This is a genomic window from Planctellipticum variicoloris (assembly GCF_030622045.1).
Lineage (GTDB): Bacteria > Planctomycetota > Planctomycetia > Planctomycetales > Planctomycetaceae > Planctellipticum > Planctellipticum variicoloris.
In genome coordinates this window covers 5,321,225-5,335,657 of record NZ_CP130886.1, presented here as the reverse complement: position 1 = coordinate 5,335,657, position 14,433 = coordinate 5,321,225, and the positions used below count along the sequence as shown (strand labels likewise).

The following is a 14,433-nucleotide window of genomic DNA, read 5'->3' as shown; positions in this document are numbered from 1 at the left end:
ATCCAGCATGACCAAATCCGGCGGAAACGCCCCGCGGAAACCAGCGACCAAATTCCCGCAGTTGCAGAAGCAGATGTCCAAGAACAAGATCGCCAGGAATCTCGGACAGACTCAGACCAGCCGCATGCCGCAGCTTCCAAAGACCCAGGGCCGCCCGAGACCGTAGCGATTCACTGCTCCGGGCAGGCTGGGAGGATTGCGACGATTCTGCGGGGCAGGGCGGCCGGCCGTCGTCGGGCCGCCCCTCCCAAATGGAGTTCCTTGGCTTTAGCATGGAGGTGCAAAGCGACGACGGGCCTTGTCGGGAGTCGGATGTTCATGAGACGCGGCGTATCAAACTCCTCCAGCGCCCGAATGCTGGGAGCAATGTTACTTCTCGCGACGCTCTGCCTCGCGCAGCCCGTCGAAGCGCTTGCCCAGGACGAAGGTCTCGACGATTACAACTTCTCGGTGTCGCTTTACCGCCAGGACCGCTGGAAGGACGCCGCCGAGGCCTTCCGTAAGTACCTCAAGACGTACCCGAAGCACGACAAACGCCCGTTTGCGCAGCTCTACCTCGGCCTGACGCTGGTCAACCAGCAGGACTACAAGGCCGCCCGCGACGAACTGCGCACTTTCATTAAGGATTACCCGGAGAACACCAACATCCCCCAGGCCCGCTACCGCGTGGCCGAGTGCAGTTACCTGCTCGACGATCTCCCCACCGCTCGAACCGAGCTGGAGACTTACCTCAAAGAGCACCCCCAGGACCGGTTCGCCGATCGCGCCTGGCCGTACCTCGGAGACGTCTTCCTGCGCGAAGGAAACGCCGAGCAGGCCCTGCGGGCCTTCGATGTCGCTGTCAAAGACTATCCCAAGGGCTCGCTCGCCGAAGACGCCCGGTTCGGCCGCGCTCGCGCACTCCAGGCCCTGAAAAAGTTCGACGACGCCCTCGCTCAGTTCCAGGAGATCTCCACGGACCGCGAGGGAACCCGCGCCGCCGAAGCCCTGTTCCAGATCGGCGCACTCCAGTTCGACCGGCAGAAATTCCCCGAAGCCACCGCCGCCTATCAGGACCTGGCGAAGCGATTCCCCGAAAGCCCTCTCGTTCCGTCCGCCCAGCTCAATGCGGGCAATTCGATGTACCAGGCGGGCGAGTATCTCCGGGCCGGCAATCAGTTCGCCAAGATTCTGGACGACAAGACCCACGGTCTGACGGCCGGCTACTGGCAGGGGCTGAGTCTCAAATCCGCCGGCCAATATCCGGAAGCCGCCAAAGCCTTCGCCGCCGTCGCCGCCAGGGCGGCCGATCAGCCGCTGCTGGAAAACGTCCTGTTCCAGCAGGCGCTCTGCGAACGTCAGACCGGTGCGCTTCCCGAAGCGCTGGCCCTGTTCCAGACTGTGCTGGAGAAGTGGCCGGCCGGCGAGCACGCCGACGACAGCCTGCACGCCGCCGGGGAACTCGCTCTGGAGCTGGGGGATCTCCCCCGCGCGCAGGAACTGGTCGACCGCTTCGTGAAAGAGTTCCCGAAGAGCGGGCTGCGGATGTACCACGAGCTCCTCGCCGGCCGCCTGTTGCTGGCCCAGTCGGCGGCGGCGGTTCGTGATCAGCGCCCCGGCGAAGAAATCGGTCAGCTCTACCGCGATGCCACGCAGCGCTTCGAAAAGGTCCTGCAGGAGAGCGAGCTCCCCCGGACCAAGCTGCAGGCCCGCTACCTCCTCGCGCTGACGTTTCAGCTCCAGAGCGATCACGCTCGCGCCCTGGAATACATCGCGCCCGTCACGGAAGCCGCTCTCGCGGAAGGAGAAAAGTCCGAGTTTGCCGACGCCCTCATCGTTCAGGCCGACAGCCTGATCGCCACCCGGCAGTTCAAGCCGGCGGACGACCTGCTGCAGCGCTACCGCCTGATGAATCCCCAGGGCCGGCAGTCCGCCCGGGCGCTGTCACTGCAGGCTGTCGCGGCTGCTGGGCAGGGAGACGCCACGCGGGCGGTTTCGCTCCTCGATGACCTGCAGAAGCGATTTCCCGAATCTCCGCTGATTGCGTCGACGACGTTTCATCTGGCCGAACTCTCCGAGGGAAAGCAGGACTGGGCCGCCGCCGCCACCTACTACGAACGCCTGATCCCCCTCAGCGACGGCACCGACAACCAGGCCTTCGCCATCCGCGGACTCGCCTGGGCTCGCTACCAGATGAAGGATTTCCCCGCGGCGGCGGTCGAATTCGAGCGTGTCGTCAAAGAGTTTCCCCGCCACCGCCTGGCGGGCGAGTGCGCCTATCGACGGGGCGAAGCCCTCCGCGAAGCGGGCCAGCTCGAAGCCGCCGCCCTGGCCCACCGGGACACCCTCGCCACGTACGGACCCGCCGAACCCGCTCCACCCGGCGCCGACCAGAAAGAACCCCTCATCTTTCCTTACCTGGCCGGACTTCAAGCGGCGCGCATGCTCGGCAAGCTCGACAAACCGGCCGAAGCGGATCCGGCCTATGCAGAGGTCGCCGCGCGCTTTCCCAAAGCCGCCCACCTCGACCGGCTGCTCAACGAATGGGCTCTGTTAAACTACGCAGCCGGCTCATTCGACCGAGCCGACGAAATCTTTCGCCGGCTCGTCAGCGAAACTCCCTCCAGCGATCTGGCCGACAATGCCAGCCTCAGCCTCGCCGAAAGCGATTTGATCGCCGGCCGGTTCGATCAGGCCCGCGCGGAGTTCTCGCGCCTGGCGGACGACCCCGCCAGCGACGACGGCGTCAAAGAGCGCTCGCTCTATCAGCTCATCGTCCTCGCCGTCGACCAGCAGAAGTGGAGCGATATCCCGGTGGCGGCCGAGCGGCTCGTCAAAGATTTTCCCGAAAGCCCGCATCGCTGGTACGGCATGTATGCCCGCGCCGAAGCCCTGCTCGCCGCCGCAAAACCGAGCGAAGCTGATGTCGCGGCCGCCCGGAAATTGCTCACCGAGTTGCGAACCGCTCTCACCGACAACCCCGAAATGCGCCGCGAACCCTGGACCGGACGCGTCTGGGTGCAGCTTGCCGACGTCGCTCTGCGCCAGAAAGAATACGACCAGATCGGCGTGCTCGCCGCCGACCTGCGCAAACTCTCACCGACGTCGCCCGTGCTGTACCAGCTCGACGAGGTTCTGGGCCGGGCTCTCAAGCAGCAGGCAAAGTTCGAAGAGGCCCGCCGGGCGTTCGAACGCGTCGTCGCCGATCCCCAGGGCCGCAAGACGGAAACGGCGGCCAAAGCCCAGTTCCTGATCGGCGAGACCCTCTTCCTGCAGGAGCAATGGCACCAGGCCTTCCTGGCCTATCAGCGCGTCTACAGCACCTACGAATCCCCGGAATGGCGCGCAGCCGCACTTCTGCAGTCCGCCAAGTGCGACGAAAAGCAGAACCAGTGGAAGGAAGCCGTCGCCACCTACGAGCAGCTCGTCACCGAGTTTCCTCAATCCATGCTCGTCGCCGAAGCCCTGCAACGACAGGAAGCCGCCAAAAAGAAAGCCGGCAGCAGTTGACCGGCGGCGGGTAGGGGCCGTCGACTATGAGCGGACCCTCCGGTGCAGCCGTCCGGCTTGCTTTTCACACCCCGAAGGGGTGCAGGAGTGTAGGTGCAGCGGCGCGGCGGCAGAGCCGCCCGACGCGAAACCCGTGGTTCGGTCCCGAACCGCCAACATCGAGCCCCCGGCGGGGCGAAGGAGACGTTGGCACGCCGCCCGAGTCGCACACTTAACGTTCTTCCGCCCCTTCCGGGGCGGTGGTGCATGGGAGAAATCTCGCCCCACGGGTTGCACTCCGTCCGCCTGACGGCGGACTCCGTTTCACCCGTGGCTACAGCCCGTCGCCCGCTTCGGGGCTCAAGACGCAGAACGACCGTCTCGACATTCGAATCGCTCGTGTTTCAACCACCACAGAAGGATTGCACTCGCAACAGCCAGGCAGCTTCACCAGCATTTCTCAACGCTCAACGCTCAACGCTCAACGCTCAACGCTCAACGCTCCCAGATGCGAGTCCGTCCGGGCGGAGTTCGGCGCCGTATCGCTCAGTCGCTCCCGGATCGTATTGAACCGATCCGAAAGCTGCAGAAACGCATCCACGATCCGCGGGTCGAACTGCGTTCCCCGCCCCTCGACAATCAGCCGGATCGCTTCTTCGTGCGGGAAGGCCTCTTTATAGACTCGCTTCGTCGTCAGCGCGTCGTACACGTCCGCCACCGAGACGATCCGCGCCGCCAGCGGAATCTCTTCCCCCTCCAGCCCGTCCGGATAACCCGATCCGTTCCAGCGCTCGTGGTGCCACGCGGCGATCTCCTTGGCCATATGCAGGAACTCCGCCTGCGGAAACTTGCGGCACGCGGCTTCGAGCGTCTCCGCGCCGATCGTCGTATGCCGCTGCATGATCGCAAACTCTTCCTTCGTCAGCTTGCCCGGCTTCAACAGAACCGCGTCCGGAATCCCCACCTTGCCGATGTCGTGCAGCGGCGATGTGGAGTAAATCAGCCGGATGAAGCTCGTGTCGATCCGATTCCGGAAATCCGGATGCTGGCAGAGATGCTGAGCCAGCATTCGTGAATAGTTCCGCACCCGCTCCAGATGCTCGCCCGTCTCTGTATCGCGGGACTCCGCCAGACGCGCCAGCGCGAAGATCGCGACGTCGCGGGTCTCCATCGACAGAATCCGCTCGGCCCCATGCACGCGGGCCAGCAGCTCCGAGCCGGAAATCGGCTTGGTGACGAACGCGTCGGCCCCCGCCGTCAGCCCTTCCAGGGCCGAGTCCGTCGAGTTCCGCGCCGTCAGCAGGATCAGGTAAATGTAGTGGTCGGTCTCCGACTCCCGGATCATCCGGCAGAGATCAACGCCGGTGCAACCCGGCATATCCCAGTCCAGGATCGCCAGTTGCGCATGCCCCAGCAGCAGGTGGTCGCGCGCCTCGTTGCCGTCCGCAGCTTCCAGCACGGAATACCCCGCGGTGGTCAGCCGGTGCGCCACCACTTCACGGCAGATCTCATCATCATCGGCGACAAGGACTCGCATGACTATCGTTCCCCGACCAGCAAAGTCTCGGATTCCAGATCCAGGTTCTGTTCGTCATCCGCGGCGGAGACCTGTTCCCACCATTTCTGAAACCTCAGCACCGCCCCCTGCAACGGGTCCAGCAGCGACTCCACGTCCTCCGGCCGCGCTTCCGCCGCATGCTCGATTCGCTCCGCCGTCGCGGCGATGTCTTGAGCGGAGACCGTCGCGGCGGCCCCTTTCAACCCATGCGCCACAGTCCGCGCCCGCGGCCATGATTTCGCAATGCAGGCCAGCTCCAGTTCGCGCAGATCGGCGACGGCCCGAGCTGCAAATTTCCCCAGAATCCGCTGCTGGAACTGCATCGAACCGCCGCTGCGCTCTCGCAGCGACGCCACATCCACCGGCGCAGCCGCTGCGCGCTGCGCGAGACCGGCCTTCGTATCAGCCGGCGCTTCGGACGTCGCTCTCCGCGTCAGCACCTGCAGCAGATTCGTCCGGTGAACCGGCTTCGGTAAGAAGTCGTCCATCCCCGCTTCCAGGCACCGCTCCCGTTCACCCACCACGGCGCTGGCGGTCAGGGCCACGACCGGCGTCCGGCTCCGGCCCGTCTCCTGCTCCCAGCTTCGCAGCCGACGCGTGAACTCGAATCCGTCCATTTCGGGCATCTGGCAATCCGCCAGAATGATGGAAAACGTCTCACTCTTCGCCGCCGCCAGCCCCTCCACGCCGTTCTTGCAGATTTTCGCGCTGTACCCCAGCGAATTCAGCAGTTCCTCCACTACGATCTGGTTCACTTCGTGATCTTCAAGGACCAGCACCCGCGGATTCTCTCGCTCCCCCCCCTCCGAGCGAGAACGGCCCGATGCCTGCGACGCCTTCGTCGCAACGCGCCGTTTGAGTCCTGTCAGCACGGCGTCCAGCAACCGCGATCGACGGATCGGCTTCGACAGACTCGCCACGATTCCCCGCGCCTCCAGCTCCCGCTGCGACTGGGTCCGATCCCAGGAGATCAGCATCACCACCGGCGGCGCCGCAGCGCCCCACAGCGACTGGATGCGCGTCGCCAGCGTCAGCCCGTCCATACCCGGCAGATGCTGATCGAGCAGCAGCAGATCGAATCGTCCCGGTCCGGTGTCCTGACTCGTCAGCATGCTCCACGCGGTCTCCGCGTCCGGAGCAAGTTCCGGCTCGCAGCCCATCCACCGCAAATGATCGCGGACGATTCGCCGGTTGTCTTCGTGATCGTCCACCACCAGGATCCGCGTCTTCTGCAGGCAGACGGGCGGTTCGTCGTCGGCGTTTCTCGGCGAGATCGTACAGGGGATCGAAAACCAGAACGTCGCTCCGGCTCCGGGCTGGCTCTCGACGCGCAACCGGCCCCCCATCAGTTCGACCAGATCCCGGCAGATCGTCAGTCCCAGTCCCGATCCGCCATGCGTCCGCGCGGTCGAGGCATCCAGTTGCGAGAACGCTTCGAAGAGCTGGGCCTGCCGTTCGTGCGGAATTCCCGGACCCGTATCCGCGACTGCGAATCGGAGCTCGATGGCCTCCCCGCTCCGCGAAACGACGCTGACCTGCACGCGGACATCGCCGGATTCGGTAAACTTGATCGCATTGTTGACCAGGTTGATCAGGATCTGCCGCAAGCGTTCCGGATCGTTAATGACCAGTTGGGGCACGTCGGCGTCGATCAGCCCCAGCAGCGTCAGCCCCCGCGATTCCGCGCGATGACCGAACATTTCGACGATGTCGTCGACGACTTCCTGAAGATCGAATTCGATCCGCTCCAGCGCCAGCTTCCCCGCCTCGATCCTGGACAGATCGAGGATGTCGTTGATCACCGACAACAGCGCCTGCGCCGACGAGTGGCAGATCCGCATATACTGCGACTGCTGCGGAGAGAGCGGCGTCCCTTCCAGCAGTTCCAGCATCCCCACCACCCCATTGAGCGGCGTCCGGATCTCGTGGCTCATCCGCGCCAGGAAATTGCTCTTTGCGGCGCTCGCCGCGTCCGCCCGCTGCTTCTCGCAGACCAGTCGCTCGTTCTCTTTGCGACGCGTGATGTCTTCGACCGTCCCCTCGTAGTACAGCAACGTGCCATCCGAATGGCGAACCGCGTGCCCCGACTCCGAGATCCAGATGATCTGGCCGTCCCGCCGGTAGACTTCGGATTCGAACCCCGTGAACTGCCCGTCCTGTTCGAGCGCTGCCGCAAACTCCTGTCGCCGCCCCGGACTGACATAAACCTGCCGGCTGATGTCGGTCACGCTTGCCATCAGATCCTCGGGAGTCTCGTATCCGTAGATTCGCGCCAGCGCCGGATTCGCCGTCAGATAGTGCCCCTCCGGACTCGATTGGTAGATCCCCTCGATCGCATTCTCAAAGATCGTTCGATAGCGCTGTTCCGCCGAGCTGTGTGCGGCAATCTCCGTCTGAACCCGCTTCAGGACGCGGTTATACCGCTCGGCAATCTGTCCGACTTCGGTATGCGGTTCGACACCCACCTCTTGGGAAAAATCCCCTGTCTGCTGCTGACGCTGCATTTCGTCCAGCAGGTCTCCCAGGTCCGTCGAAGCCCCATGCTCGGCGATGTTGAGTCCCCGCAGTTCATCCTCCGGCTCGGCCCGCAGCGCCATCAAGCAGCCGGCCGCGCGACACGTCAGCCAGCCGGCGCCGAATGCGAATCCCCCGCAAACCAGCACCCCCAGCCCCTGAACTCCCAGTTGATGCCACCCGTTGCGCCCCGCGAAACCCAGTGCCTCCGGCGAAGCGAACAGCGCCACCGCCAGCGTCCCCCAGGCGCCGGCGAACCCATGCACCGGCACCGCCGAAACGGCGTCGTCGATCTTCCGCCGAATCAGCCAGGCATCCGCGAAAAAGACAATGGCCCCCGCAGCTCCGCCCACTGCGGCAGCAGCCCACGGAGCAAACACGTGACACCCCGCGGTCACGCCGACCAGTCCCCCCAGCACGCCATTCAGCATCGGTTCGATGCGCGGCTGTCCGACGAACTTCCACGCAGTCAGCCCGCCGCAAATCCCGCCGGCGGCGCCCGCGAGGACTGTGTTCAGAATTGTCCGTGCGGCCACGCCGTCGGGAGCCAGCGAGCTTCCCCCGTTGAAGCCGAACCAGCCGAACCACAACAGAAACACGCCCAGCGTCGCCAGAATCAGGTTGTGCGGGCGAATGGGGCGTGCGCCGGCGTCGAACCGCCCCCGCCGGGGGCCAATCGCCAACAGCGTCGCCAGCGCGAACCAGGCCCCCAGCGAATGCACGACCGTGGAACCGGCGAAGTCGACGAAGCCGAGCTGTCGCAGCCAGCCGGGCTGTGGACCGTCATTCCAGACCCAGTGTCCGAGCAGGGGGTAAACCAGGCACGACAGCACCGCACAGAGAGTCAGGTAGGCCCCGAACCGCATTCGTTCCGCCACCGCCCCGGAGACGATCGTCGTCGCCGTGCTGCAGAACATCACCTGGAACAGCAGAAACGCCAGAAACTTCGGTCCCGACTCCGCCCCGGGACTGAAGTGAGAAACGCCAATCCAGCCGCCTGCCGAGGCGCCGAACATCAGCCCGAATCCCACCCCCCAGAACAGCAGGCTCGACACGCAGAAGTCCATCAGATTCTTGATGGCGACGTTCACGCTGTTCTTGGCGCGGACCAGTCCCGCTTCCAGCAGACAGAATCCTGCCTGCATCGTGAAAATCAGCGCCGAACAGATCAGCACCCAGTTCAGATCGAGTTGTTCCACCGCAGCAGACATACACCTGCGCCTTGCCAGCTCCGTGCAGAGAACGAGAAGTCCCTGCCAACGCTAGCTTTTCCCGCACAGACAGCCCGGCGCCTCCTGCGCCTCGCGTTGTGAAACGGAATCATTCCGCGAGCAACTCGTAGACCATGCCGTTGCTGACGGTTACTCCGCCGGCTCTTTCTCGCGACAGACAAAGGAGTTAGGTGATCTTTTGATGCCCTTTTTCCGGCCGTCGGCCGCACGATTGGCGCAACCGGTCCAATCCCACCCGCACCCGTCGCGGCAACTTCCTTCTGCCCCGAATCCGTTTTCGGTATCGTGCCTCCAATCTCACGGAATTCTGAGGCGCGGCGAACGCGGCCCGCCCGCCACTATTTTCCCAAACGCCTGGCCGGCCGCAGGCCGGCCCCTGCGAGGAACGCGACGGCATGACGGATCGGTCCCAACTCCTGGAAGAGCTCCGCTGGAAGAAGTTCCCCGTACTCGACGACGGCTTCGTCTGTCTCGTCGATGTCATGGGGGACGACAGCGCCATCGTGCAGGCGGCCCGCGTCAGCTACGGAGCCGGAACCAAACAGGTCTCCGATGATCGCACCCTGATCCGCTACCTGCTCCGCCACCGCCATACCACCCCGTTCGAGATGGCCGAGATCAAGCTCCTCGTTCGCGTCCCCATGGACTGCTGGCGGCAGTGGATCCGCCACCGCACCGCCAATGTCAACGAGTACAGCACCCGCTACTCCGTCGCGATCGACTCCGCCCAGTCGACTCCGGAGAACGCCTGGCGCACCCAGGCCGCTCAGAACCGCCAGGGGAGCGGCGAACCCCTGCCGCTCGAACTTGGCCGCCAGCTCACCGCCGCCGAACACGAACTGCACGAACTGGCCCGCAAAGTCTACGCCGACCGTCTCGCCGCCGGCGTCGCCCGCGAACAGGCCCGCAAAGACCTCCCGCTGGCCACCTACACCGAGGCCTACTGGAAGGTCGACCTCCACAACCTGCTCCACTTCCTGTCGCTCCGAATGGACGGTCACGCCCAGGAAGAGATCCGGCTCTACTCCACCGCCATCGGCCGCAACATCATCCAGCCTCTCTTCCCGGTCGTCTGGGAAGCCTTCGAAGACTACCGCATGGGGGGCAAGTTCCTGTCCCGCCTCGACTGCGGCGTCATCACCCGGCTGACGGCCGCCGCCGCCGCCGCCGGCAAAGCCCCGCCGTTCTCCCAGGAAGAATTCCTCGCCGCCCAGGACGAATCCTGGCGCCCGCTGACCCGCAGCCGCGAACGCGACGAATGCGCCGCGAAACTCATCGACCTCGGCCTCCTCCAGGGCTGAACGGCCTCAACGAGGAAAGCCTGAAATCCGAAACGAAGCGACCGCAGGCCGCTCTCAACCTCCACCGTCTTCCCATTTTTCACTTTGCATTTTTCACTTTTCATTTTGCACTGACCGGAACACGCAGCCCGATCGTCCACTCACCCCGCGAATCAACCATGCCCCTTTCCACCCCTCCCGACCAGTTCCAGTTCCGCACGAACGAATGGGGGCAGCTCGTCCTCACCGCCGACGGCCAGGACTTTGTCGGAGTCGACCTGATCCGCTGCTTTCCCCTCTCCGACCCGGACCACTTGATCTCCGTCCTGGACGCCTCCGGATCAGAACTGACGCTGCTCGATCACCTGGATCAACTGAGCGAATCCGCCCGGACCGTCGTGCAGGCTGCTCTGGCGGAACGTGAGTTCGTCCCGGTGATTCAAGAAATCCAGTCGACCTCGGCCCCCGTCCCTCCGTGCCAGTGGACGATCGACACCGACCGCGGTCCGACCCGCATTCAGCTCGACAGCGACGACGACCTCCGCCGCCTGACCCCCGAACGCATCCTCGTCGTCGACACCAACGGCCTCCGCTACCTGATCCCCAGCATTCAAAACCTCAACCCGCACAGCCGCAGTATCTTGCGCCGCTATCTGTAACTCCGGGTCGTCTTGGCTCTCTCGGCCCCCGCACGTTACGCTGCAAGCTGCCCACTTCGCCCGAGCCGAACCCAGGACGCCCCCGATGATCCGCCCCGCAATTGATCCGCACCTGGAACGCGTCCTCCAGCAGTGCGTCACCCGCGGCAAAATCCTCACCGCCCCCGCCCAGCTCGCCGGCTACGACGCCGACGGCCTCGGCTACAAAACCTTCCGTCCCGACGCCGTCGTCATCCCCGCCAACGTCGACGAGCTCGTCTCCGTCCTGCAGCACGCCCGCGAGCTGGCCGCCCCCCTCTGCATCCGCGGCGCTGGCACCTCACTCTCCGGCGGACCGGTCGCCGCCCAGGGGGGCGTCATCGTCCACACATCAGGACTCCGCAGCGTCCGCCAGATCTGCCGCGGCGGCTTCTGGTGCGAAGTCGAATGCGGCGTCACCCTCAACCAGCTCGACGCCGCCCTCCTCCCCCACGGCGTCTTCTACCCCCCCGACCCCTCCAGCGGCCCCGTCTGCACAATCGGCGGCAACGTCGCCATGAACGCCGGCGGCGCCCACTGCTTCCGCTACGGCGTCACCAGCAACTACATCCTCGGCGTCGAAGTCATCCTCCTTGATGGCAGCCTGCACCGCTTCGGCGGACCGGCCGGCGGTCGCGGACCGTGGCGCGAGGACTGGAAACGCTTCATGGTCGGTTCTGAGGGGACCCTCGGAGCCTTCACCCGCTTCTGGCTCCGCACCCTCCCCAGGCCTGAAAAGGTCTGGACCTTCCGCGCGACGTACCCCGATCTGCTCACCGCCGAGCGGGCGATTCACGCCCTTGTCGCCCACCCGTCGTTCCCGGTCGCCATCGAACTGATGGACCCCCGCTGCGTGGCGATGGTTGAAAACAGCCATATGGCTGTCGGGCTGCCCAAAGACTGCTTCATGTTGCTGACCGAAATCGACGGTCCCGCCGCTCTCGTCGACGCCCGCGTCGAGTCGGTGGCGAAACTGCTGCGCGACGCCGGTTCGCAGGATGTCGTCTTTAGCGATGACGAGACTCAGCGGCAGAAACTGTGGAAGGCCCGCAAAGTGGCCGGCGGCCTGATGGGGCAGCTCAGCGCCGACTTTGTCGTCCAGGACGCTGTGATTCCCAAACGGGCCCTCGCCGAACTCCTCCAGCTTGTCTACGACGAAGCCGACGCCGCCGGCATCCGGGCCGTCAACGTCTTCCACGCCGGGGACGGCAACCTGCACCCCAACTTCCTGTTCGACAACCGCATCCCGGGCGAACTCGAAAAGGTCGAGCACATCGGCAAACGCCTGATGCAGCGGGTCGTCGAAGTCGGCGGGACGCTCTCCGGCGAACACGGCATCGGCAACGACAAGACGGCCTATATGCCCCTCGTCTTCGGCCCCGAGACAACCCGCCTGCAACTCGCCGTCCCGGCGGTCTTCAATCCCCGGCACCAGCTCAACCCGCTGAAGGTCTTCGCCGAAAGGCGATTTGCTCCATGAACGCGCCGCTCACTGACGCCTCCCGCTGGTTCCAGCCATTCTACGATGCGATCGACGGCGTCGTCTGCCTCCCTGCAGACGCCACCGGGGCCGACATTCGCGCCCAGGCCGGGCCGCACCACCAGCGATTTCCGTTGTTGCTGGATGACGAGGCCCCGCTGCGCGAGCAGCTCGCGGCCGCGACGTTCGCCCCCGCTTCGTCCCGCTTCGGACCGTACTGCGACAACGTCCTCGGCATGAACTGGCGACTGCCGAACGGCCATGTGGTTCGAATTGGCGAACGGGTCGTCAAAACCACCACCGGCTACGACCTCTTCCGCTTCCTGCTCCACTCGGGGGACCGCTTCGGCAGCCCCGTGGATTACGTTCTGCGGCTCCGACCGGACTGCGCCGTCTCCGGCCTCTTGCATCTGACGGGCGATGCCGTCGCTCTCCAGCGTGCGATCCCCGAGCTGCTGCAAAGCTCGTGGATGCTCTGGTACGACAGCATCGACCTGCTGGCCGCCGGCGCATCGCGTCAACTGCGGATCGCCGTGAACTGCCCGGCCGACGAATGGCCCCTGTTCGAAAGCTTCCTCAAGACGTTCGCCGCCACGCACACGCTGCGACTGCAGTCGGAACGGGATGTTCCCGCCCCGACGGATGGCTGTCCCGATCTCGTCTTCAAGACGGCCCCGGAACAGCTCCTGGCGCTGGTCGACGAAGTCAGCCGGACGCCGGAAGCCCGCTGCGTCGCCTTCTGCTACTGCGGCGTGCTGCATGTTTCTCTGCCCGCCGCGGCCCCGCACGTCACCGCCGTGCGCGTGCAGGCCCTCGTCAGTCAGCACGCCGACCGACTGCACGCAATCGGCGGCGACTGGCACTCGCGACACCTGCCGCCGCTGAAACCCTCCGCCACCGAAGCCGCCTGGATCGCCACCCTCGAACAGGAATCGCAGCGCTCGTGAACCCCGCCACCACCGAATCGCCACCGACGCCCGATCACTGCTCCTCGCCCCTCGCGGACAAGGATCTCCTTTCGAGCTGCGTTCACTGCGGCTTTTGCCTGGAAGTCTGCCCGACCTACAAGCTGACTGGCGACGAGAACAATTCGCCGCGCGGGCGGCTGCGACTGTGGCGTGAGGAAGCGGAAGGCCGGCTTGAAGTCGACCCGTGGACCGACTTTTACACCTCCGAATGCGTCGGCTGCCTGGCGTGCGAAACCGCCTGTCCTGCCAACGTCCCGTACGGCGAAATCTTCGAGCAGATCCGCCACGACCACGTCGCCACCGGCCGCGCCCGCCCAAATCTGTCGCTACGTCTCGCCGCCGCTGCGATTGTCCGACCGGCCCTGTTCAACCTCGCTTTGCTGCCGGTCCGGCTGCTGCGGAGGCTGGGCCTGTTCCGGCACCGCAACGTCTTTGCGGGCGAACCGGCCGTGCTGGAATCGACGGCGGCCTATGCCAGCCGGCTCATGCGGCAGCACCAGCCGAACGGCCCGCGCGTCGCGCTGCTGACCGGCTGCCTGATGGAGGCGCTGTTCCGCGAGATCAACTTCGCCACCGTCCGGGTACTGATCGAAAACAACGTCCAGGTCTTCGTGCCGCAGGGACAGAGCTGCTGCGGCGCGTTTCAGGAACACACCGGGCTGGAAGGAGTCGACGCCCTCCGCCAGCAGAACCGCCAGGCCTTCAGTTCCGGCGGCTTCGAAGCCGTCCTGACGAACTCGTCCGGCTGCGGCCTGGCTCTCGGCAAAGCCATCAGCGACAAGGTCCCCGTCCGCGACGTCCTCACGTTCCTGGGGGACCTTGGTCCGGTGAACCGTCCCCGCCGGACTGACAACGCGAGAGTCTACGTCGATCTTCCCTGCCACCTGATTCACGGCCAGAAGGTTCCGGGGATCCCGACGAACGTGCTGGATGCGACCGGCATTCCGTGGGAGCTCGCCCCGCTGGCCCGGGACTGCTGCGGGTCCGGGGGGACGTATCACATTCAGAAGCCCGAAAATGCACGCGAAATCCTCGCCCGCAAATCGGCGTTCCTTCAGGATGCCCCCGGCGATCCGGTGATCCTGGCGACGTCGAACCACGTCTGCATGATGCAATGGAATTCCGCGCGCACGAGCAGCCTGGTGAACCGGCCGTTCGCGGTGCGGCATGTGGTGCAGTTGCTGGATCCGGGGGAAGCCGGGCTGCAGGTGCGGCGCAATAAGTAGCCTGTACGACGAACATCCTCGTCCGTCGAG

The 14,433-nt window shown here is 65.3% G+C and carries 9 protein-coding genes; 7 read left to right on the top strand and 2 right to left on the bottom strand.

The window, feature by feature from the left end:
- The first annotated feature begins 7 nt into the window (after positions 1–7).
- Both SH412_RS20770 and SH412_RS20765 read left to right on the top strand, forming a co-directional pair.
- On the top strand, positions 8–166 hold the full coding sequence (locus SH412_RS20770) for a hypothetical protein (protein WP_336519936.1): 159 nt from the start codon (positions 8–10) through the stop codon (positions 164–166).
- Positions 167–366: 200 nt separating this feature from the next.
- Entirely contained in the window at positions 367–3,489 is a 3,123-nt protein-coding gene (locus SH412_RS20765) for a tetratricopeptide repeat protein (RefSeq protein WP_336519935.1), read from the top strand.
- 460 nt (positions 3,490–3,949) lie between these two features.
- On the opposite strand, the gene SH412_RS20760 is transcribed toward SH412_RS20765, so the two are convergent.
- Both SH412_RS20760 and amt read right to left on the bottom strand, forming a co-directional pair.
- Complete coding sequence (locus tag SH412_RS20760) at positions 3,950–5,005, bottom strand: HD domain-containing phosphohydrolase (RefSeq protein WP_336519934.1); 1,056 nt, start codon at positions 5,003–5,005, stop codon at positions 3,950–3,952.
- Between the two features lie 2 nt (positions 5,006–5,007).
- A complete protein-coding gene (gene amt, locus SH412_RS20755) occupies positions 5,008–8,751 on the bottom strand; it encodes an ammonium transporter (RefSeq protein ID WP_336519933.1) in 3,744 nt (1,247 codons plus the stop codon).
- 416 nt (positions 8,752–9,167) lie between these two features.
- Here amt and thyX point away from each other — a divergent pair, with 416 nt between their 5' ends.
- From thyX to SH412_RS20730, 5 genes are all read left to right on the top strand, one after another.
- Positions 9,168–10,073 carry an FAD-dependent thymidylate synthase gene (gene thyX, locus SH412_RS20750; RefSeq protein ID WP_336519932.1) on the top strand — a complete coding sequence of 302 codons (906 nt, stop codon included), beginning with the start codon at positions 9,168–9,170 and terminating at the stop codon, positions 10,071–10,073.
- 158 nt (positions 10,074–10,231) lie between these two features.
- Positions 10,232–10,711, top strand: coding sequence for a cyanophycin metabolism-associated DUF1854 family protein (locus SH412_RS20745; RefSeq protein WP_336519931.1), 480 nt, complete (start codon positions 10,232–10,234; stop codon positions 10,709–10,711).
- An 85-nt stretch (positions 10,712–10,796) separates the two neighbouring features.
- Positions 10,797–12,209 (top strand): FAD-binding oxidoreductase, encoded by a 1,413-nt coding sequence (locus tag SH412_RS20740; RefSeq protein WP_336519930.1) that lies wholly within the window; start codon positions 10,797–10,799, stop codon positions 12,207–12,209.
- Positions 12,206–13,156 (top strand): FAD-binding oxidoreductase, encoded by a 951-nt coding sequence (locus tag SH412_RS20735; RefSeq protein ID WP_336519929.1) that lies wholly within the window; start codon positions 12,206–12,208, stop codon positions 13,154–13,156. Before SH412_RS20740 ends, SH412_RS20735 begins: the two co-directional genes overlap by 4 nt.
- Positions 13,153–14,403, top strand: a complete 1,251-nt coding sequence (locus SH412_RS20730) for a (Fe-S)-binding protein (RefSeq protein ID WP_336519928.1) — start codon at positions 13,153–13,155, stop codon at positions 14,401–14,403. The genes SH412_RS20735 and SH412_RS20730 overlap by 4 nt, the downstream gene beginning before the upstream one ends.
- Positions 14,404–14,433 lie beyond the last annotated feature (30 nt).